The organism is Paenibacillus doosanensis, from assembly GCF_025060755.1.
Lineage (GTDB): Bacteria > Bacillota > Bacilli > Paenibacillales > NBRC-103111 > Paenibacillus_S > Paenibacillus_S doosanensis.
On the sequence record NZ_JANYUY010000066.1, the window covers coordinates 1 to 21,940 of the forward strand.

At 51.6% G+C, this 21,940-nt stretch carries 20 protein-coding genes; 2 read left to right on the forward strand and 18 right to left on the reverse strand.

Annotated features, from left to right (window positions below; translation table 11 throughout):
* Positions 1-91: 91 nt before the first annotated feature.
* The 4 genes from N0M98_RS29690 to N0M98_RS29705 all read right to left on the reverse strand — a co-directional run bounded on the left by N0M98_RS29690 (position 92) and on the right by N0M98_RS29705 (position 3,109).
* Entirely contained in the window at positions 92-604 is a 513-nt protein-coding gene (locus N0M98_RS29690) for an aminopeptidase (protein ID WP_259620038.1), read from the reverse strand.
* Positions 601-1,644, reverse strand: a complete 1,044-nt coding sequence (locus N0M98_RS29695; RefSeq protein WP_249863032.1) for a phosphotransferase enzyme family protein — start codon at positions 1,642-1,644, stop codon at positions 601-603. The genes N0M98_RS29690 and N0M98_RS29695 overlap by 4 nt, the downstream gene beginning before the upstream one ends.
* Before the next feature lie 239 nt (positions 1,645-1,883).
* Positions 1,884-2,582 (reverse strand): metallophosphoesterase family protein, encoded by a 699-nt coding sequence (locus N0M98_RS29700; protein ID WP_259620039.1) that lies wholly within the window; start codon positions 2,580-2,582, stop codon positions 1,884-1,886.
* A gap of 17 nt (positions 2,583-2,599) precedes the next feature.
* Positions 2,600-3,109: a GNAT family N-acetyltransferase gene (locus N0M98_RS29705; RefSeq protein ID WP_259620040.1), complete on the reverse strand. Its 510-nt coding sequence runs from the start codon at positions 3,107-3,109 to the stop codon at positions 2,600-2,602.
* A 157-nt stretch (positions 3,110-3,266) separates the two neighbouring features.
* Between N0M98_RS29705 and N0M98_RS29710 the strand changes: the two genes are divergently transcribed.
* A complete protein-coding gene (locus tag N0M98_RS29710) occupies positions 3,267-4,850 on the forward strand; it encodes a DUF5050 domain-containing protein (RefSeq protein ID WP_259620041.1) in 1,584 nt (527 codons plus the stop codon).
* 69 nt (positions 4,851-4,919) lie between these two features.
* On the opposite strand, the gene N0M98_RS29715 is transcribed toward N0M98_RS29710, so the two are convergent.
* The 4 genes from N0M98_RS29715 to N0M98_RS29730 all read right to left on the reverse strand — a co-directional run bounded on the left by N0M98_RS29715 (position 4,920) and on the right by N0M98_RS29730 (position 11,757).
* Positions 4,920-6,656: a hypothetical protein gene (locus tag N0M98_RS29715; protein ID WP_249863028.1), complete on the reverse strand. Its 1,737-nt coding sequence runs from the start codon at positions 6,654-6,656 to the stop codon at positions 4,920-4,922.
* A 20-nt stretch (positions 6,657-6,676) separates the two neighbouring features.
* Complete coding sequence (locus N0M98_RS29720) at positions 6,677-7,927, reverse strand: efflux RND transporter periplasmic adaptor subunit (RefSeq protein ID WP_249863027.1); 1,251 nt, start codon at positions 7,925-7,927, stop codon at positions 6,677-6,679.
* 52 nt (positions 7,928-7,979) lie between these two features.
* Positions 7,980-11,096 carry an efflux RND transporter permease subunit gene (locus N0M98_RS29725; RefSeq protein WP_249863026.1) on the reverse strand — a complete coding sequence of 1,039 codons (3,117 nt, stop codon included), beginning with the start codon at positions 11,094-11,096 and terminating at the stop codon, positions 7,980-7,982.
* Between the two features lie 79 nt (positions 11,097-11,175).
* A complete protein-coding gene (locus N0M98_RS29730) occupies positions 11,176-11,757 on the reverse strand; it encodes a GbsR/MarR family transcriptional regulator (protein WP_259620042.1) in 582 nt (193 codons plus the stop codon).
* 193 nt (positions 11,758-11,950) lie between these two features.
* Between N0M98_RS29730 and N0M98_RS29735 the strand changes: the two genes are divergently transcribed.
* Positions 11,951-12,838, forward strand: coding sequence for a TetR/AcrR family transcriptional regulator (locus N0M98_RS29735; protein ID WP_249863024.1), 888 nt, complete (start codon positions 11,951-11,953; stop codon positions 12,836-12,838).
* Here the strand turns inward: N0M98_RS29735 and N0M98_RS29740 are convergent.
* The 10 genes from N0M98_RS29740 to N0M98_RS29785 form a co-directional block, all read right to left on the reverse strand.
* Positions 12,754-13,164 (reverse strand): GNAT family N-acetyltransferase, encoded by a 411-nt coding sequence (locus N0M98_RS29740; protein ID WP_259620043.1) that lies wholly within the window; start codon positions 13,162-13,164, stop codon positions 12,754-12,756. The two genes, N0M98_RS29735 and N0M98_RS29740, sit on opposite strands and share 85 nt — an antisense overlap.
* Positions 13,165-13,449: 285 nt before the next feature.
* On the reverse strand, positions 13,450-14,664 hold the full coding sequence (locus tag N0M98_RS29745; protein WP_259620044.1) for an MFS transporter: 1,215 nt from the start codon (positions 14,662-14,664) through the stop codon (positions 13,450-13,452).
* Positions 14,665-14,898: 234 nt separating this feature from the next.
* Entirely contained in the window at positions 14,899-15,852 is a 954-nt protein-coding gene (locus tag N0M98_RS29750; RefSeq protein ID WP_375295566.1) for a FecCD family ABC transporter permease, read from the reverse strand.
* Positions 15,853-15,910: 58 nt separating this feature from the next.
* Positions 15,911-16,924, reverse strand: a complete 1,014-nt coding sequence (locus N0M98_RS29755) for a FecCD family ABC transporter permease (RefSeq protein WP_259620045.1) — start codon at positions 16,922-16,924, stop codon at positions 15,911-15,913.
* A gap of 16 nt (positions 16,925-16,940) precedes the next feature.
* Positions 16,941-17,702, reverse strand: coding sequence for an alpha/beta hydrolase (locus N0M98_RS29760; RefSeq protein WP_259620046.1), 762 nt, complete (start codon positions 17,700-17,702; stop codon positions 16,941-16,943).
* Positions 17,703-18,180: 478 nt separating this feature from the next.
* Positions 18,181-18,996 carry a PadR family transcriptional regulator gene (locus N0M98_RS29765; protein WP_259620047.1) on the reverse strand — a complete coding sequence of 272 codons (816 nt, stop codon included), beginning with the start codon at positions 18,994-18,996 and terminating at the stop codon, positions 18,181-18,183.
* A 157-nt stretch (positions 18,997-19,153) separates the two neighbouring features.
* Positions 19,154-19,600, reverse strand: coding sequence for a DoxX family protein (locus N0M98_RS29770; protein WP_259620048.1), 447 nt, complete (start codon positions 19,598-19,600; stop codon positions 19,154-19,156).
* Between the two features lie 24 nt (positions 19,601-19,624).
* Positions 19,625-20,236 (reverse strand): TetR/AcrR family transcriptional regulator, encoded by a 612-nt coding sequence (locus tag N0M98_RS29775; protein WP_259620049.1) that lies wholly within the window; start codon positions 20,234-20,236, stop codon positions 19,625-19,627.
* Positions 20,237-20,399: 163 nt separating this feature from the next.
* A complete protein-coding gene (locus tag N0M98_RS29780) occupies positions 20,400-21,257 on the reverse strand; it encodes an alpha/beta hydrolase (RefSeq protein WP_249863015.1) in 858 nt (285 codons plus the stop codon).
* A 405-nt stretch (positions 21,258-21,662) separates the two neighbouring features.
* On the reverse strand, positions 21,663-21,917 hold the full coding sequence (locus N0M98_RS29785; protein ID WP_249863014.1) for an HPr family phosphocarrier protein: 255 nt from the start codon (positions 21,915-21,917) through the stop codon (positions 21,663-21,665).
* Positions 21,918-21,940: the final 23 nt, after the last annotated feature.

A 21,940-nucleotide genomic window follows, 5' to 3' on the forward strand; every position in this document is an offset into this window, starting at 1 on the left:
CGGTGTGGTAGACTTCACCTAAAAGGTGCTCCTCTCTTTGGGTGATGTTGTCCTGGACAAACACCATTCTACCAAAGATTTGGAGCCCTTTTTATGTTTTTAATGCGCAGTACTTTCGAAATTCAGGATTAAAATAAAAATCCTCAAAATCTTCAGTGGACATATTAGCTTGCTGTGCCATGGCATGGTTAGGGTAACGAAGTATACACCATTTCGTACGGTTGTAGCGTCTGCCGATGATTTTTTGAGAATAATGCTTTCGATATAGCGCCATCTTCTCAGGAGAGACACCGCTCAATTCATTCATGTTCTCTCCGGCTCTGATGAGGATGTAAGCCTGCATTTCTTTTACCCTAGTTAAGTCGTAGGTTGCCATTGCTATTAATTGTTCTTCATTGCAGCCCATTAGTAGTTCTCTTAATAATTCATGATTATTGATTAACAGAAATGGAATTCCACCGACAGCATAAGCTTGTCTTATCAACTCTTTAGCCAAAGGAATCTCTAATCCTTCAAGCTCAATTAATAGTTTTTCCCCCGGTTGCAGCCTAACTGAATATTCAATAAGATTTTTAGCGAGTTGTTCAACTCTTGGATCTTTCATAGTGTTTCTCCTTTATTAACTTCGTCAACTTCTATAGGCTCTACCATCTTGAACAGAAATGAATTATCGTCCAAGTACTCTTGGATATATGCCTGGGCATATTGTTGCTCTTGGATCAAATTCGGAGTTTCATTGGGATCGGAGCAATGATGACAGTAATTTTCGATCATGAACATGATGAAAAAACATTCCAACTCGTAAATATAATCCCCATCTATACTCTTAACGCTTTCATAACCTTGAATAAATAACTGCCGTTGTTTCGGGGAAAGTTCTAACAAAGCCCCTGCCATGTCGTACAAAAAGTACCCGTAGCCGCATCTTCCGAAATCGATCGGATAAGGTTGTCCGTTATTAAAAACAATGTTTCCAGTATGTAAATCAGCATGAATAAGCCCATAGTTCTGATCCGTTGGATGCATAACTTCAAGTTGGTATGCAATTTTATCAAAAGCTGATTGATACAGACTCCAAGCATTGGTTGATAAAAATCTTGGATAATATCGTTCTAGTTTTTGGATGTCGGTTCTAAGGCTGTTGATGCCCCAATGAGGTCGCATAAAATCATGAGGCGCAACGAAACGAGTTGAAGCTACATGAAGTTTGCCCATCATAGCGCCCATACTATATAGATGATCATCCGTACATTTTCCGTTTAAATGTTCTCCATCAACCCAATTCATTAAGGTGACAAGAGGTTCTTTAAAGCCTTCTTTGGTAGCACATTCCAGTATATCAGAATCATTAAGGCTCTTAATTCCTGTAGGGACAAGTAAACCATGTACGTTTTTTAATTCATCGAGAAATACGAGCTCAGAGCGAATCTCTTCTTTATTCATTCGTTCCGAATGAATGCGGAGCAGATAGCTTTTTGATGCAGTCGTTTCTATTTTGTATGTAATGGTATCTGACAATTGAATAAAGCGGATGGAATTCCATTCTAGCTCGTACTGTCGCAGCGCTGTTAGAACAACGTCTCTTGCACGTGAAAGCAGGGCTTGCCTGTTCTCTGCTGTATCAAACTGAAAAAAAGGTTCCAACTCGTTAATCTCCTTCCCAGAGAAATAGACAGCGGGTTCACCGCTTCATCATGCTCGTCCTGATAACAATCAAGTCCATACTTGGGATGATCAGAATAATATTAAGACCGGCTCCCCTTAGTGCAAACGCATCTTTAGGCAAATCATTAGATAAGCTACCATTGCTGTATTCATTCTCCACCCGCCATTCGATTCTTGGGGAGGATAGTATACATCGGACACTTTAAACACCTCTTTTTTCACCCCCAATACGAAGGCAAATGAACCTCTGCGGAAGCCCGGATGAGCGGCGTAACATCATAGTCGACGCTTTTCATACGGATTTGGCCGTCCGTGATGGTGATATAATGCGCATCCAGCGAACGGTCTTCCTTCTGGCGTGTGGGGCGATAAGAAGTGCTGCCCGGATTCATCCACAGCTCGTCATCTTTAAGATATTGGACCGCCTGCCAGTGGGTATGCCCGAATATGACTCTTTTAGCTTGAGAGTGGGTTTCGACTGCCGCGGTGTGTTTCGACCAGAAATGCCGGAGCTGATGAATGCTTTCGATGGTTTCATATTTTTCGCCAAATTGGTGCTTCATGCAATAATGAAAGCCATCCATACGGCACTCGACCGATTCGGGCAATTCCTGCAAAAAGCGAATTTCTTCGTCATTGAGACAGCCTGCATTATGGTAGGCCCAATTTCCCTTGTTGTCCGGTAAATCTTCCATTTTGATGCGTGAATGATAATGCGCGATAATCCTCTCGTCATGATTGCCTTTGGTACAAATCACTTGATGCTTGCGTACCCAATCGATCACCTCGCCCGGAAAAGGGCCGCAATCGACCAAATCCCCTGTACAATATATGATATCGCTATCACTTTCCCGTTCCCATACGGCGCGTAAAGATTGAATATTGCTGTGAATATCGGATAGGATGAGCGCTTTCATTGGGATTTCCGTCCTTTCTAGATTTCAAATACAAATACAGGGCCATTCCATTTCTCATCCTGCAAAATTTTCTCTTGGTAAGAGTTGTTTGGCTTATACTGGGAAATGACCTGTTTCCAAAATGCATATGCAGGCTTGTTGGCCAGTGTTTGCCTGATCTCCCATGTGCCGGTAAACTGCTCGAACAATGAGTACGCTACCTTTCTGCCGACACCTTTGCGCCTGTACTTCCTCATAATAAAGAAGTCGCTTACCACATGTGTTTTCTCGGATGAACTCAATTTCGTATATTCCTTTGGTACATCCAGAATCATTAAAACAAAGCCGGCAATCTGTCCGTCGACTTGTACTATAAACGGTCGCCGGTATTCGTCTGTCCATTGATGATCCAAGTATTTATATAGGTATAACCCATGATTGTTAAGCACATGTCCGTCAAACTCGCTGCTATCGTAACGATATAACTGGATGAGATTGTAAAGTACCGTTTTTTCTTCATACGGAACCAATATCGTTTCTATATTCATATCCGAACCTCCCTTATTGTGGGTATTTTACCATAAAAAACGAAGGTCCATTGCGTTTATAACCAAACTTTCCTGCCTAACACAATATTACGTATGCAATCCGTAACATTTCGCCAATTCGCACGTTTAAATCACTAGAGAGGAGATGACGCAAACGTTGAGAAACAAATGGGCCGGTTATACGCTTGTTTTTTCATTATGCATGAGTTTGTTGGCGCCTGCCGGGCATAGCCAAGCCGCCGATAGGAGCGCGAAGGTGACGCTGCCAAATTTTACAGTGAGCCTGAACGGACATAAGGTGGAAAATCAGTACCGCGAATACCCGCTTCTGGTGTACCGCGATATCACCTATTTCCCGATGACGTGGTACGATACCAGACTTCTAGGCCTGGAGGCGAATTGGTCGCCGGACAAAGGTTTAAACATTCAGCAAGGACCGGTGACCTCCCCTTATATGCCGTACAAGTCCGAGCAGCGCAACGCAGCCGCCTATACGGCTGAAGTTCTCGCATCGACCGTCACGATCAACGGTAAGGCGATCGACAATGCCAAGGAAGACTATCCGTTGCTGAGCTTCCGGAATGTCACCTATTTCCCGATGACGTGGCGGTTTGCGCACGACCAATTTGGATGGAATTACCAGTGGGACGATGCCGGCGGCCTTAGCATCACATCCGATAACCCGCAGGTGCAAATAGCGGACCTTCCTGCGGCTGCCGGCGAGAACGACGTCGCTCTGTTCAAGGGGTATTATTATTTCATCGAGACGACGGATACGACAAACCATGTATATAGGGCTTCCGCCCAGCGGCCGTCCGACAAGGAAGAGATTTATTCCTACAATGTCCAAACCTCGGAAGGATTGCAGAAGCAAGCATCCTTTCAAATCCGCGACAATACGCTGTGGTTGACCTATCACCTCGGGGGTGGAATTATGGGTCACGACGAGTTCGTAAAAATCGGCGAAGACGGGAAAGCGCAGCTGGTACATCAAGGGTATCTGAATTTCCACGACACGCCTTACGGCACGCTGATCCTTCGTCTCGGGGCTTCGGCGTTCGAAGGCGGCAACTTGTATTTGGCGCCGCCGGGGCAGGACGACACGCACGGTAAACGTATTGGAGATCCGAAATTGATGTACGCGGCTACGTTCAACGGCAGTTGGTCGTTACCAACCGGCGGCGATGCTGCCTATACCGCCGTCATCGGGGACGATGTGTATGTGCTTGCTTCACGCAGCGAATCCGATGCCAATAACATTTACAGAATCAACCTCGAAACGAATGCGACCGAGAAAATCGTAAGCTCAAGCGTCAGCCGCTTTCGCGTTATCGATAACAAGCTATATTATGTAAAAGACAAGGACAACGCATTGTACTCGTCGGCACTGGACGGGACGGGCGAAATGAAATGGTCCGACTATGCCGTGTCCTGGTTTGACAGCATCGACGGACATGTATTTTATACAACCGAGAAAGAAGCGAACCGATTCGACCTGTATCAGGCCGATCCTAGCGGAAATGACCCGCTTGTATGGAAAACGCCGGTCGCAGAGGTGCGAGCGCTTCACAATCGGCTCGTATGCCGACTCGGCGAAAATGCCGACTACGGCGTCGTACTGCTGGACGGTTCTGGTCGACTGCTGCTGGAAGCAGCGAAGCCGGTCTCTCGCCTGCTCATATCCGACGACGGGTTGTTAATCCAAGCCTCCAGCGATTCTTCTATCGAGCTTATTCATTGACGCATACAAAAGTTAAAAAGCCGCAGCATTCGCTGCGGCTTCTTCTTTCTTGCACTGGAAAAATTAGGATTATTGCGTAAGCTGAGTAACCAGACGTTTCGACTCGCCGCTTGCGGTCGTATAGACCTCGTACACTTTCAACGTCAACGGAGCGTCGAACTGCTGGGAAGTGCCTTTGAATACGATATTGTTCTCTCCGGTGACTAGACGGTTCGGTCCGATAAACGAATTCGTGCTGGTGCCGACCAGACGTCCTGCCGAGTCATACAGCTCGAACTGCAGCTTCGAGAAGTTGGCGTCCACTTGGACGTTCGGCTCGCGCTCGATATCCATAAAGAATTTGCCTTTGTAAGAATATTCGAAGGTCTGAGAATTGAACTGGAACGAAATATCCCAGTGGGTCAGATCGAACCGGAACGGATAAACGTTGAATTTGACGGCGCCGTCTTCCGGCTGCTGCAGCGCAACCCGATAGGCGGCGATTGTCGTCTTGTAAGGCGCCGCGGTCTTCGGATCGCCGATTTTCATAGCCAAGCCTTGCCCCGACTCGGATACGGGCAGAGCGAACGAGTAATTCACGGTGATGCCGCCGTTCGGAAGTATCGGCGAATCCGTGATCGTCTGCCGCTTGCCGGTGTATTCATAGCCTTCCGCACTGACCAGATCGGCATCGAATACGGGAATCGCCATCGGACGATCGCTCTTGTTGTACAGCTTGAACTTGGCCGTCACATTTTTGTTGCCTTCCTCTTCGTTATCCTGCATCTCGAATTCCACCAGCGATACGTCGATATCCGGGTGAATCAGCTCGCTGCGGCTGTCGAACTTCATCGCGCTGCCCATCGCGTACGTCTCGTAGCTGTTGCCCAACGTTTGCGAAGGCAGCAAAATGTTCAGTCTCCCTACATTGTATTTCACGACCTCGGGAGCGGCCCCTGCGGATGCCGGAGCTTGCGTGAAGTTCTCGGTCGTCAGCACGTTGAGGCTCGATAACACCGTATCCTGTTCCGTCGGGATCGCATAGTGGATGTATTTCTCTTCCTTGCCCTCCAATACGACTTGGCCTTCCTCCACCCGCTTGCCGGAAAATACTTTGGCTCCTGTCTTCCCGTCGACGAGGAAGTCGGGTACCGTTTCGCGCTTGTCCGTCGGGTTGTAGGCCAGCAGCTGCACGACGTACACCGTTCCTTGCTCCGTCGACTGCTTGTCGATGTTCACCGGCGTATATTGAATCGGCGAGATGAGCGATGGAATTTTGAACGAATCCGACCACTTCTTGACGGCGGCTTCGTCTTTAATCTGCATATCGCTTCCTTGCCACGATTGGCCCGCAACCGGAATGGCGAGAATGAGCGTCTGTTTCTTCGGATATACGTAGTAATCTACGTCCGTCCAGTTGACTTCGGAGAGCGCGACATCATCGGTACGGTCGATGACCGCCATATAGCTCAGCTCCGTGTTTGCCTTGGACTGAATCGCCTTGGCGTTCGAAGCGCTCGGCTCCAGCTTGTATTCGGTGCCGTCCTCTGTCTTGACTCTTAGCTCGTACTCGGGAACGCGGACAAAATCGGAATAGTTATTTTTCATCCGGACGACGACGCCGATTCGCGTCCCTTCCGGAACATGTTCGTTCAATATACTCTTCACTTCAACTTCCAGCTGATCGGTGAGCGGGTAGACGGTCTGAGCCTTCACCTCTGCAGCGACCGCAGGAGTCGTCTCTTCTGCAAAAGCCGAATATCCCGTACTCATAAGCGATGCTGATAAAATCATGACGGCGGCGGTTTTCTTCAACTTTGGATTCATGGTTTCTCCTCCTTGAATTTTTATTGAGCCAGCTGAACCTTTTCTTGATCCTTCAACTGGTGCTGACCGGAGACGACCAATTGCTCGCCTTCCTTCAAACCGGAAAGCACTTCCTGGTTCGTTTCGTTCAACCGGCCCATTTCGACCTTACGCTTCTCGACCTGATCGCCTGCAAGCACGAAGACGAACGTTTCGCCGCCTTCACGAACGACGCTCAGCGTCGGAATGGCAACGACGACTTGATCCTGATCATCCGTCAGCAGGATTTGCGCTTTCATGCCCGGCTTCAGCTTGCGATCGGCGTTAGGCACCTCCAGCTCCAAAGAATACGATTTGGAATTGGCGCTCATCACATCGGCGAGGTAGCTGACCTTGCCCTTCATTTTATCGGTCGTTCCCGGAACATAGAAGGTCAGCTCCTGCTTGCCGCGCACCAGATTCGCCGAGCTCTCCGTCAATTCCGCTTTGATCTTGATCGGATCGAGCTGCTGCACCTGGGCTCCCTTGAAACCGGCGGAGATGGTCATGCCCGTCTCGACGGGCAGGTCGGTAATGATGCCGCTGACCGGAGCTTTCACTTCCATATTTTCCAGCGTGCGGTCCGCCTCGCGAATCGATACGTTCGCCGATTGCAGAGCCTGCTCCAGCTGGGAGAGCGAGTTGGTGTTCTCCAGCGTTTTCAGTTTGCTGCGGCTGCTTTCCAGATCGAGCCGCTGGTTTTTCAGCTGATCTTCCGTTTGCTCCAACTGAAATTTCGTAACGAGACCTTGGTCGTAATCGTTGCGCATCTTGTTATAATTTTTCTCCGCATCCTTGATCGCGGTTTCCTGCTTGGTAATGGCGTTCTGAAGCTCCAGCTTGGAATCCGCCAAATCTTGACGCGCTTTGTCCATCTGCTGCTGGGTTCCGGTTACGGCTATTTGCGCCTTCTCCTTGCCGATGAGCACATCGGTAGGGTCCAGACGGAAGATGACCTCCCCTTTCTCCACCATATCTCCCCGCTTCTTCACCAATTCCTGTACGTCGCCCCCCGCCTTGGCAATGACGTCGATTTGCAGCGAGGATACGATATCGGCGACCTGTTCCAGCGGATCGGCGATTTTTTGCTTTTGCACTTTTTCCACTTTGACCGTTTTGATCTGCGGCTCCGCAGCGCTTTGCGCTTGCGCATCCGGCTTGGCGCTGCATCCTGCAAACAGAGCCGCGCTTATGACGAGAGCTCCGACGACGCTCAGATTCTTTTTCACCGAGTTTGAAAATATATGGTTCATTGAACGATTCTCCCTTTCCCTTGTCGTTTCTGCGATCGAAGCTTTGATCGAATTAATGGGCGATGCCCGTCTTGGCTTCCGCTTTCCCTTTGTTTTTGCCTCTGTACAAGAACCGGATGACGCGGACTTTCATCGCATCGATAATTTCATACACGACCGGCACGACGACCAAGGTAAGCACGGTGGAGGTCGTCAAACCGCCGATAACGACTACGGCGAGACCTTTGGAAATCAGCGAGCCTTCGGACAAGCCGATCCCGAGCGGCAGCAAGGAAATGACCGTTGCTCCCGCCGTCATTATAATCGGGCGCAAACGCGTGAGACCCGCCTTCACCAAAGCGTCTCTGACGGATGCTCCTTCCTCGCGCAGCTGCTGCACGCGGTCGATCAACACGATCGCGTTCGTCACCACGACCCCGATCAGCATCAGGAAGCCGATCAACGAAGTAATGTTGAGGGACTCGCCGGCGATCAGCAATCCGAGGAAACCTCCGATAGCGGCCAGCGGCAAGGAGAACAGGATGACGAACGGCGCGCTGGCGTTGCCGAATGCAATGACCATAACCAGATAGACGAGCAGAATCGCGGCTACCATGGCGACCGCCATTTGGCCGAAGCTCTCCTGAATATCGTCGCTAACCCCTTGAACCGAAGCCCGAATTCCGCTCGGAAGCTCTACCTTCTTCAATTCTTCGGCGACTTTGGCGCTGACTCCGCCCTTATCTTTACTGTCGATCTTCGCCGTAATCTTCACGAACTGCTCCTGCATCTCGCGGGAGATTGCCGCAGGCGCGTCGACTTGTTTGATCTTGGCGACTTCGTTCAGATTCACCACGGCGCCGGTCGGCGTCGTAATTTGGAACAAGCCGATTTTGTCGACGGAATTTTTGAAATCGTCTTGAATCATCATTTGGGTCTTGAAAGTGGTATTATCGAATTTCAGCTCTCCGATATCTACCTTGCCGAGCCAGACGCGGACGGTATCCAGAATTTGTGCCGAGGAAAGTCCGTAAGCTCTCGCTTTGTTCTGGTCAACGGTTACTTCGACCTGCATTTTTTTCTCGCTCAGGTTATCTTTGATCTCCTCCAGCTCTGGGAACTGCTTCATCTTCTCCTTGATCAGCTCGGCTCCCGCCATCAGCTGGTTCAGATCGTCCCCTTTGAGCAAATAAGCGAAATCGTCGCCCGAGCCGGACATCGCGCCGCTCATCAAGCTGCCTTCGACCTCGGAGCCTTTAGGCACCATGTACAAAATTTTGTCCGCATAGGCCTTGGACATTTGCTTGGCGTCGGAAGCTTGAGACAAAGACCCAATGATCATCGCCTTATACGACACGCGCTCTCCGCTCGTATTGTTCTGATCGTAACCGACCATCGATTCGAAATAATCGAAAGCCGGCTGACCGGCGGAATCCTTCTCTTCCTTCAGCATCGCTTCAATCTCTTTCACCTTCTGATCCATCGATTCGATCGACGTCTCGCGCGGCAGCTTCAAGGTGAACATCACCTGTTTATCCGTAGCGCTGTCCGGCATGAAAGCCGCGGGAAGGAACGGCACCGTACCGCCTATCGCTACAACGAATATGAGAAAAGCGACCAGAACGGTTTTCTTCGGGTTGTCCAAAGACCATTCGAGAAACTTCTTGTACTTACTGGAAAACTTACCCAATTTTTCTTCGTCATGAAGCTTAATATTATTGTTGTTCAGCACGAGCAGCTTCGCCAGCATCGGAATGACGGTCAGCGCGACGATCAACGAGGTCATCAGCGCGACAACAAGCGTAATGGCGAACGGACGGAATATATCCCCGAGAATCCCGCCGACAAACGCAATCGGCAGGAACACGCCCGCCGTCGTAATCGTCGACGAGGTGATCGCAGACGCTACGCGCGCGGTAGCCAGCTTAATAACCGACTCGTTGCGTTCATGCGCTCTTTGCAGCTCGCTGTAAATATTCTCGATAACGACAATACTGTCGTCCACGACGCGCCCGACCGCGATCGTCAGGCCGCCCAGCGTCATAATGTTAAGCGTAATCCCGAGCGGAGCCATAATCGACAGCGTAGTCAAAATGGACAGCGGAATCGAGACTAAAACGATCAATGTCATCCGAATATTTCTCAAGAAGAGCAAAATCATCACCGATGCGAGGATGGCCCCCGATATGCCTTCCTTAAGCATCCCGTGAATCGACTTCTCTACATCGTTCGCGGAGTTATATACGGTAGTGAAATGAATATTCGGAAATTCTTTCTCCCATTCGGCGATCAGCTTCTTCACGTCGTTAGAGAACTCTACCGTGTTCGCATCCTTGCTCTTGTACAGCGTGATCCCGATGGCCGGACTTCCGTTAAGCCGGTCGATAAATTCGGAGTCGGAGATCGCCTCCACTTTGGAAATTTGCTTCAACAGCACCGTTTCCCCCGTGGCTGTCGTCAGCTTCATATTTTCCAGATTATAGATCGTGTTCAGATCGCTCTGAATCCGCACCATCTGCTCGCTGCCGTTGAAATCCGCCGTACCTGCCGGACTTGTCAATAGAGCCGCCTGAATGCCCGATTGGACTTGCGACGGCGTCATGCCATAGTTGCTTAGCGCGTTAATGTCCAGCTTCAGCTTCAGCGTCGCTTCCTGCTGGCCTACGGAGTCGACATGGTCGATCCCTTTCATCGCACTGAGCGTCGGCTCGATCGTATCTTTATAAATCCGGTTGAGCTCTTCCTGGTTCATCCCGTTATCGCCGTTGACGGCTCCGAAAAATACCGGAAAATCGCTGCTCCCGAACTTGGATACTTTGGGCTGCGAAGCCGTGGACGGCAGCTTGATGTCGGCGATCGCGCTCTCGATGTCGCGCTTCGCGTCATCCGGCTTGCGGCCGTTGACCAGCTCCACGGTAATGGCGGAGAAGCCGTCGTTCGAGGTCGAGGTTACCTTCTTCAAGCCTTCGATCCCGACGATCCGCTTCTCCAGCTTCTTCGTTACGTCCTCCATCACATCCTTGGGCGGAGCCGGATACACCGTGCTTACGAACACGACCGGCAGCGATATATCCGGCATGCTTTCCTGCTTCAGCTGCGATGCCGAGAACGCCCCCGCTACGAACAAAAGAACACTCATAATGATGACGGCCGCAGCATTTTTCAAGGAAAAATGGGTTAACTTGTTCATCTCTCTACTCCTCCATTCCTACTGCTGACTGCTCCAACTACAACTACAAAAATATAGGATCGATCACGGATATGCTAACTTAACGTTCCCCCAATTGCTGCTTCATGACCTTCCACTTCTCCTCCAGTTCCGCCAGCTGCGACATCAGCAGATCGCTCAATGCGGCGAATTCGCAAAATCGGCGCTTGAGCAAATCATGGGCTTCCATCTCTTCAGGGTGGACGTCCGGCAGCATGTCGCAGGCGGTCAAAGCCGTATCGACCATCGACCGCGTAGCCGTAATCCTGTCCTTAAACGCGCGGATCGCGGAGAGATCGACATCGTCGGATATGTAGTAGTAATTTTTGCGGTCGTTGCTCGTTGCGACTTTGTGGCATAAGGCATTGCGTTCCATTGAACGGATATGTACGCTGACCGCCGCTCGCGTCACTTTCAGCTGCTCGGCGATTTCCTGCAGGCTGACCGGTTCCGTAGCAAACAACAGCAACGCCAATATTCTCCCGACCAGAGGGCTGTGACCGTCCGCCTCCAGCAGAAGAGACATATGGTTGCTGACATATTGTTTTACTTCAGCAAAGCTTTGCGGCGCAAAATGCATAGTCCTCTCCTCTTCATTTTCTCTTGTAATGATCGGCTGCAGTAAAGATAAAATCGTTAACAAACATCTTAACCATCTACACTGACCAGTCATTCATATTGTAATATAAACAATAAACCCAATATTTTCAACACTTTTCAGTAAAAAAATACGTCAAAAATATTAAAACTGACCAGTCGGTCATTTTCTTGACTAATTTTACCGCTGCGTATACAATCAACTGTAATAGACTATGTGAAACCGGGAAGGGATTTTGATGAGAGATAAGAAGGCGCAGATCATTCAATCTGCCATTAAGCTGTTCGGAGAAAGGGACTACCACACCACCTCGATTCAGGATATCGTCAGCCTTGCCGGCGTATCCAAGGGTGCGTTTTATTTATATTTTCATTCCAAGGAAGAGCTGCTTATCTCGATTTACAACCATTTTCTGGATCTCATTTCCAATGGGATGAATCAAGCGCTTGCCAATCCTTCCTCAACCCCCAGACAAGTTCTGGAGCAAGCCATTTATCTTCAGATGAAAATCATCATGGGCAACAAGGAATTTCTCTCGATGATGCAGATCAACGGTGCCGCGTTCATTCAGAACGAAACGATTAAAGACATCCTGCTGCAGACGACATTGCAAATTATGGGCTGGTATCAGACCCGCATCATCGCCATTTACGGTCCGCCGATCGAGAAGCATTCGCTGGACTGCGCGGTTCTGCTGAACAGCATGATGAAAGACTATATGTTCTACTGCCTAAGCTACCATGTGGCGCGCAAGCCCGAGGAGCTGGCTTCCTTCCTGTACGAGCGGCTGGATGATCTGGTTCAAGGCATGCTGCGCAAAAATGACGGGCCGATCCTCTCCTCCATCGACATGCTGCGAAATATGGGACTGTGCGGCGAAAGCAGCACCTGGATGCTAAAGGTGGAACGGTTCAAACAGTGGATCGACACCCATATCGAGGACCAGCGCGCATCGGATACGATGCTGCAATCGCTGGAGGCTCTAATCGGGGAATTGAAGAAAGAGGACCCGAATGAAATCATTATCCAGGGAATGTATAACTACTTGGTTACCCTGGGCAAGGACAACGCGGAGCTGCTGCGGCACTTGGAAGATTTGTTCGCCTGGAGATTGACGAAATCGTAAAAACGCCGAACAGAAAGCAGCTGCCGCCCAAATGACCGGGAGGTCAGCTGCTGCAAGTTCAAGTTCACCGCATCCTCAATGAATCCGATGATTTCATAACCGTGCTTCATATAGAAATCGGGAGCTTGAAAGCTGAACGTATCCAGCTCGATGAAATCGCATCTCCGCTCTGTCGCCATCTTTTCCATCTCTTGCAGCAGCTTGCTTCCGAACCCTTGTCCCCTCAAACTCTCGTCGATCCAAACGATATCCGCCTTCAAATAATTCCATTTCAGCGCGCCGGTCGCCCCTCCTTGCACCGTTCCGTCTTCATCGCGAAGAAACAAGCCGAAGGGCTCGTACCGCTCTACGTTCCGATCCGTTAACCGCAGTTATACAATATGATAGCATCCGGACCAAACATTCTCATGGTAGCTTTTGATTATAAACAACCTTTCCCCTTCATCAGAACCGGTAGCTGCGTAAGCTGCGGATGTCTTCATCGCATGCCGTGTTAGTTTTTTACACGAAGCGTCATCCTGACGTCCCGCGGGTTTCAATGCCTTCACCCTGTAAAAAAGCCGCACAACAAGGACGGCCTTGTCTGCGGCTTGGCACAGCGAAATATGAGCTTAGAGCCCGCGCACGGTCTCGTCCTTTGGCAGCAATACGGCGAGAAGGCCCAGCAGCGGCAAATATGCGCACAGCTTCATGATGAAAGCAATGCTGGTCGCATCGGCGATCGAGCCCAGCACGGCGGAACCGAGGCCGCCGAGGCCGAACGCAAGACCGAAGAATAAACCGGAAACGAGTCCGACTTTGCCCGGCAGCAACTCCTGCGCGTATACCACAATAATGGAAAATGCGGATGAGAGCACGAAGCCCGCGCAGACGCACAGCACGCCGGACCAGAACAAATTCGCATACGGCAGTAAAATCGAGAACGGCGCCGTCCCCAAGATGGACAGCCAGATGATGTTTCTGCGCCCGTAACGGTCCGCCAGCGGTCCTCCGAAGAACGTGCCAGCCGCCGAAGCGACGAGGAAAGCGAACAGATACATCTGCGAGTGTTCGACGGTTACTCCGTAATCATTAATCAGATAAAAGGTGTAGAAGCTCGTAATGCTCGACATGTACACATGTTTGGAGAAGACGAGAAATACCAGGATGACGATCGCGATCGTAATTTGCAGCTGCGTAAGCGACGTCGTCCGTTCCCCGGCGCTCTTGGCCTTGGATGAACGTCTCGGCTGAATTTGCTGCTTGCCGTACCATCCGGCTACATAATATTGGATCGCTATCGCGATGATCGCCGCAATCGTAAACCAGATGACCCCGATTTGCCCCAAGGGCACGAAGATCAGCGCCGTCATGATCGGGCCGAGCGAGCTGCCGATGTTGCCGCCGACCTGAAATATCGACTGCGCGAGCCCGCGCTTCCCCCCGGCCGCCAAATAAGCGACCCTCGACGATTCGGGGTGGAATACGGCCGAGCCTACCCCCATCGCGATCACCGCCAGCAGGATGACGGCAAAGTTCGGCGCGAGCGCCAGCGCAATAATGCCGATCAGCGTAAAGCAGACCCCCACCGGCAATATGTACGGCCTCGGACGAATGTCCGCATACAAACCTACGACCGGCTGCAGGAACGAAGCCGTCATATTCATCGCAAACGCGATGAGTCCGATCTGCGTATACGACAGCTGCAGCGTATCCTTCAATATCGGGAATAACGCCGACACGGTCGACTGCATCGAATCGTTAAGCAAATGAACGATGCTGATGGCAAATATAATCGGAAATACCGTTGAAGCTACAGGTGCTGCTTTCGCAGCGGTTTTCTCCACAGCCTATCTTCCTCTCTCTGTCTTTTTCTATAGCGGGCTTGATAATCCGGCGCTACGAAGCGTATTCAGAGATTATAACATGGCTTGACGGCAAGTCAACCGCCATTTTCCCGCCAAATGGGGCGCTTTTCCCGATAAAACGCGCACCCAGACGATGCGGGCTCCGATTTTGACCGCCAAGCTCGGCCTTCTGCTTCCTGCATATTCCAAGAACGCCCGCCCGGGCCCCCTCGCTCAGGCTTTAGCCTTATACAGCAAATAGACAAAATAAGGCACGCCGATCAAAGCGACGACGATCCCGACAGGAACCTCCGCCGGAGCGAAGACCGTCTTGGCGATCAGATCCGAGACGACCAGCAGCAGCATGCCGACCATGCCGCATACGGGAATGATATGGCGGTGCTGCAGCCCGACGAGCCGTTTGGCGATATGCGGCGACATTAAGCCGATAAAGCCGATGCCGCCGGATACCGAAACGCAAGCGCTGACGATGCCGACGCTGGCGATGAGCAGCAGCGCCTTCTCCTTCTCCGCCGAGACGCCGAGGCTGATCACGCTGCCCTCCTCCAGTTGGAACAAATCCAGTATGCGGGAGCGGCTCCAGATGAGCGGAACCCCGATCACAAGCCACGGCATAATCGCCGCAATATATTGCCAATTCGCATTCCATATGCTGCCCGTAAGCCAGACGGTCGCCATTTCGAAATCGGTCGACTTCATCTTTAACGTCAGGTACAAGGAGACGGCGCCAAGCCCCGTACCGATCGCAATTCCGGTTAAAATCAGCCTCTGCGGGTCCAAGCGCCCGTTTTTCCAGGAGAATGCGTAAATGAGCGCCGCAGCGCCAAGCCCTCCGGCCAAACCGAACAGCGGCATCGTCATGACGGCGAGCCAGCCGGCACCTTTGAGCTGCCCTTGGAGGAAGAACATGAACAAGACGATTGCCGTCCCCGCTCCGGCGTTAATGCCCAATATCCCCGGATCGGCCAGTCCGTTGCGGGTAATTCCCTGAATGACGGCGCCGGCGACGCCGAGCCCGATGCCGACGAGCGCGGCGATCACGATGCGCGGCAGCCGGAATTCCAAAATGACCAGATCGTGCTCCGGCACGGGATCGATTCGAAGCAGCGTGCGGATAACATCGGCGGCCGTAATATCGAACGTTCCGTTCGTAACGCTCACATACATCGCCAAGATCACGGCGGATAGTCCGATCGCGAGCACGGCCGCCAGCCGTTTTCCTGAATTAAGACGCATGCTTGCCGCCTCCTCTCGTTCTCGCCAAATAAAGGAAGAACGGTACGCCGATCACGGAAGTCACGACGCCGATCGGGGTTTCGAACGGATAATTCAGAAACCGGCTCAGCACGTCGGATAATCCTAAGAATACGGCGCCCAGCACGCCCGCGCACGGAATGATCCACTTGTAGTCGATGCCTCCTATCAGGAAGCGCGTAATATGCGGGATGATCAGCCCGACAAAGCCGATCTTTCCGGCCAGCGCGACGGAGACTCCGGTGAGAACGACGACGGTCAGCGCTGCGGCCGCCTTCACGGCCGTCGTTCGCTGTCCCAGACCGGCCGATATTTCGTCTCCCAGCGATAATATGGTGATCGACCTGGAAATCAGCAGAGCGGCGATGATCCCCGCCAATCCGAACGGGAGCGCCAGCTTGATTAAGTGCGGGTCCATTTGATGGAGCCTGGCATTATACCAGAAGCTGATGCTTTGCGATATTTGGAAATAGGTCGAGATCGCCGCCGAAAAGCTGCTTAGAAACGTGCCGATAATCGTCCCGATGATGGCCAGACGCACCGGGGACATCCCTCCCGGCAGAAGCCACGCCAGCCCGAAGACGATGCCGGCGCCGAGCGCCGAGCCGACAAATGAGTATAAAATCATCTCGATGGAAGAAGAATTCGGCAGCCAGATCATGCACACCGTGATGGCGAAGGCTGAACCGTCGGACACCCCCATAATGGAAGGGGATGCCAGATAGTTTCTGGTCATCCCCTGCATGATGGCTCCCGAAATAGCGAGGAAGGCTCCGATGAGCAAAGCCCCGATAACCCGAGGCAGTCGCGAGTTCACGACAATCTGATGGTTGACGTTGCCGGGATCAAAATGAACCAGCGCATCCCACAAAGTCGCCGAGTCGATATCTTTGGCTCCGTACATGATGGATAATACGATCGTCAAAATGATGGCGGCCGGCGAGCACCATAAAATGACGGCCGGCAAATTTTTTTTAAGCTGCATAAGCGTTGCACTCTCTTTATCTTATTTTCTTGTCCTTACCTGTTCGGTCGGCGAACAGCCATTGAAGCGCCTTCGGCAATCGCATCGGAAACAGCGACGGATCATGAGCCGCTCCCTCTTCGACATCGAACCGCAGACGGTCATCGTCATGTCCCATTTGCCGCAGCAGAGCGTGCACCTGCCGGTTCAGCGGATACATTTGCTTGCCCTCGATGCTGCCGACATCCATATAGATTCGGCGATACGCTCTATCCTCTAACGAATGGGCGCGCATATAATCGACAAAGCCGGGATACCAGTACGAGCCCGAAATCGACCCGATCCGGCCGAATCGATCCGGGTGCAAGTACGCCGCATACATTGAGATCAAGCCTCCGAGCGAAGCCCCCGCCATTGCGGTATGCTCCGGTCCTTCCAGAACCGCATAGCGCTCCCTGATATAAGGGATCAGCTTCCGAACGATCAAGTCGGCGTATTCGCCCCCCCGGCCTCCGAAGTCGGCGAATTTGGCCGAAAGCGCTTGAGCGGGCCAAGGCGTATATTCATCCAGCCTTTGCAGCGGCCGAATTCCGACGAGAATCAGCTCCCTGAGCTCCCCGCTTACGAACTGCCGCTCCAGCACAGTTAACGATTCGCTGTACTTCGGGTCAAACAAATTGCCTCCATCATGAACGTAAACGACCGGATAAGCCCTATCCGGCTTTGAGCCGTATGTCGGCGGTACATAAATCGTCAGCTCCCGCTTCTCCCAGAGCTCGTTCTTTAATAATCCCTTCATCGCTTCATCCTATCCGCCTTGTTCGTGGTAATGTTAAGGCATATTGACGTGTAAATGATAATCATTATCACTATCGTAATCTATCATAGACATTGCCGCAATTCAATGGACAGTTTCCAGAACTGTTTTGCACTTTTTTCTTCATAGCGCTTGAAAGGGTTGTGATTTATTCGTAACCTGCAAAAAAAGATACCAGCACCTTGCGCTTTTTCGTTCTTAAATAGAACAAATCCCCAAAAAGTGACGTGATGCTCTGAAGCTTATTCCGTCCGCATCCAGCCTAAGCTGGATCGGCATCTAACCATTCCTCTGGGATCGTTCTATGGGTAGACTTTACTTTCGGGGGAGAACCCGGATTTCCACAGGATATGGCTGCGCATCATTTCCTAAACAACGAGAAAGACGCCTTGACGGCGTCTTAGAGTGTTACTATTCTGCTTTTCATTTCAACAGGCCTGCGCTACGCTCCGTTATGCCGTTACGGGCGCGGCTCTTGCTCCGTATCCGAATCGGATGAACCGGAACCGCTAACCGAGTCGGCCTGATCGGGTTGCTGCACGGTCAAAATGTGATCGACATCGGTCTTAAGCTGACGGAAAAGCTGCTGCAGAGCGGCGAGCTGCTCCGGCTGAAGGGCGCCTCCCCGCGCCGCCAGCAAAATCTGCTTTAACGTGTCTTTGCCGGACTCCCGAAGCTCCATCAGTTCGGCCGGGTTCGCTTGGGCGCGGCGCTCCTGTCTGTGTCCTCTGCCGCGGGGTTCTTCCCGCTCTCCCTTCGCTTTCCACTCGGATACGGCTTCCTGTCCCAAGTCGGTAATCCGGTACACCTTCTTGCCGTCCTGCTCGCCGGAGCGAACCCACTCTCGGTCCTCCAGCATTTGCAGCGTCGGGTAGATCGAGCCGGCGCTCGGCACATACAGTCCTCCGGACGCTTCCTCCAGCGCCTTCATAATCTGATAGCCGTGCATCGGCTCGGCGGCAAGCAGCTCCAGCAGCGCGAACTTGACGTCGCCGCGGCCGAAATACCGCTTGCCGCCGCCTCTGCCTTCCCCGCGTCCTTCGCCGCGGAAGCCGTGCCGGTAATAAACTTCCCGGCCCCCGTCAGGCGGAAAAGCTCTTCTGCGATGATGATGGTCGCCGTAAAACGGCCAATGCTCCTCTCGGCCGCCTCGTTTCATACGATACCTTGCATGATCTGCGAAATGCTTTTTCAATGCAATCTCTCCCTTAATAAAAGAATACGATATATCGTTATATTCATAATAACGATATATCGTATTGAAGTCAATCTTCATTTTCGCGTTCACCTGAAGTTTTTATCGCCAACGGGAAACGCTCTTTATTACATAAAATAGCCCCGCAACGCGAGGCCTTGGCTTTGATCCTGATGCAGGCGCTTGACGGGAAGCTGCAGCATGAATCATGCCGCTTAAAGCCGAACCCCCACTGTCTTTAGCTTACCGGATAGCCTGCCGTCAGCACCGCCGCCAAAAAGACGATCTGCAGCACCGTACGCAGCAGCAGCGGCGTCGCAGGCTTGCCCGCAAGCGTCAAGCCGTTCCTGGCCGCCCTGATATTGGCCGGAAACATCAGCAATAGCATGCAGGCAAGACATAGCGAGGCGGCGCGCGCCGTTGCCGGCAGGACGATGGCGGCGGCTCCGATCACTTCCAGCCAGCCTGTCGCCGAGATAATCCAGTCCGGTCTCGGCAACGACGCGGGAACCATGCGAATCAGATCCGGCCGCCGCTTCCCCCAATGCGCCGTGGCCGCCAGCAGGAACATCAGCGCCACCGCGATCCGCAGCGGATGAATCCAGTCGTTCATAGCCTCCCAGCCCAGCCAGCCCGCAAGCCGCAGCAATACAAAAGAACCCGTCAACGCATAGAATGGCGCCATCTTTTTTCCCTCCGCCTAAAATAATTAACGACCACTTTTCTTCTCCGGCTGCAATATATCAACCATTAATTTCGTGAAATCGCCGATTTGAAAAGCTTTCTTATCCGAAGCGATAAAGCCGCGCACACGCAAACCGAAGGAGATAAGCATGAACAGATCGGCCGTTTTGTCGGCGTTCACACTCTGCGGGATGACTCCATGCTCCTGTCCCGTCTCAATCCATTTGCGCGAAAATTGAGCCGCCTGCTCGTAAAACCTCCTAATCTCCTCGACCGCGGATTCATCGCTTCTGCCAAGCAAATACATAAAAATTTGATTCGTAATATCGCGCGATTCCTCCAGTACAGGCAAACTGTTCGCAATGGCGCTCATCGGTCCCGCGAACCGGACCTCTCCGTCTTCATGGATAACCCCTTCGAAAAATCGGCTGTTCGTTTCCTCCAGCTTCTGCTGAAGAATCATAGCCAGCAATTCGTCTTTGCTCTTGACGTAATGAAAGATCGCCCCCTTCGACAGTCCGGACCGTTCCATAATATCGCTGAAGGTTGTTTTGGCGCAGCCTTTTTCGCGAATCAGCTCCTGAGTCGTATCAAGCAGCAGCTGCCAAGTCTGCTGTCGTTTCAATTCTCTCTTCATAAGTTCCTCCGCAATCTTTGAGATCGATCATGATGCTTTACATGAAGCATATAACTCATTATACAAACCGACCAGCGGTTTGTAAATAGATGGACGAATCCCCTATAGGGAGTCGTCTACTGCTTAAAGCCATTAAAATATAACACGGAGGCTGCGGATCTCGTTATTTCAAATAGGCGTCCAAAAACCGGATGATCAGCGGCCTAAGATCGATGGCCGGAGCTGCCCTGCTCGGCAGACGCTGCCTTGCTCCTTCTACGGCATACTGGCTAACCGTGTTCAATTCCTTCAGTTGGTTGACGAATTCGTCGGACAGCCGGAATTGAATCTCCTCATCCTGTTCGCCATGGACAATGAACATCGGTGGCACATCCTTGCTCTTATGACGGGTGGCTTCAAGCTTGGCGGCCGCTCTCCAGGCTGGATCCTGCGAGGCCGGCGCAAGCGGCACACCGCTGAAGCTCTTGCTTCCCCAGGTAAGCACATCCGGGATACCGTACAAATTAACCGCGCACTGGATGCTCGATGAATATTCGGCGTACAGCCCTTCTCCGAGCAGCCCCCGGTGATTGGCGGTAAACGCGGCGAACAAGGCCAGATGCCCTCCGCTCGCCCCGCCGATAATCCCGATTCTCTCGGGGTCGATATGATAGGCTTCCGCTTGTTTTTTGGCGAAACGAACTGCGGTTTTGCAATCGTACAAGTTATTCGGCCATCCCGGAATGAGCAGATCATGGTTCCAACGTTCCACGGAATGGCGGGCAACGGCGCAATCGATGATCATGACGACATAGCCGCATGCCACCAGATTGACGGCAATCTGCAAATCCTTGAGCCCGCTGCGCCTGCCGGCCGCCCAGCCGCCGCCGTGTACGACGATAATACAAGGAAAGGTTTCATTTCCCGGATATTGGGGCAAATATACGTCCATTTGTTCCTTCCTGTCAGGCCCCAGGTAAGAAACCCCTTTCTCTATCCGGTACGAAACCGGGTCGAACCAGTTGGAAACCGCGCGTCTCATAGTCATGTCCTCCGTCTTCTCAGGTACAAATTCATGTTTGATTAACCGCTTACTCAAACAGTGGATTAAATTTCATTTTTTTCCTATTGTAGACGTTTTCATTAGCAGGGTCATGGGGTAAATTTACGGTCTTCTTGTGTTTTTTTACGATTCTCAGCAGCGGCAGGGGCATAATAGCGACAAGACAAAGACTTGCGGAATTAGGGCGGCGTTGTCGCCGCGCAGGGGTTTAACATTCAGCGGCGTTGGCTGTTATGGCAATGCTTCCATAACGATAATTGTTGAGCGCTCCTGTATTGGGCGGTATGCGGACGAATCTCTGCGGCAAAAAAATAACCGCTTTCCTTCGTCAGCGGTCTTTTCCTACGGCGGTCGTATGGGGGATAGCGATGGCGGGCCGAGCGATCAATGCTTTTCCAGCAGGCTGCTCATCGCCTCGATAGCCTCTTCTTCATCGCTTCCTTTCGTTTGAATCGTAATTCTGGTGCCCTGGCGAATCGGAAGCAGCATCATTCCGAGAATGCTTTTGGCATCCAGCTGTATGTTTTCTTTCTCAAACTTTATTTTGATATCCGAGCTGAAATGGCTTGCTTTTTGCACGACCATTTGCAAATACTGGGGCTGAAAATCGGCAGCGACTGTAATTTCATGCACTCTCATTTTGATTCCTCCGATCCTATAAG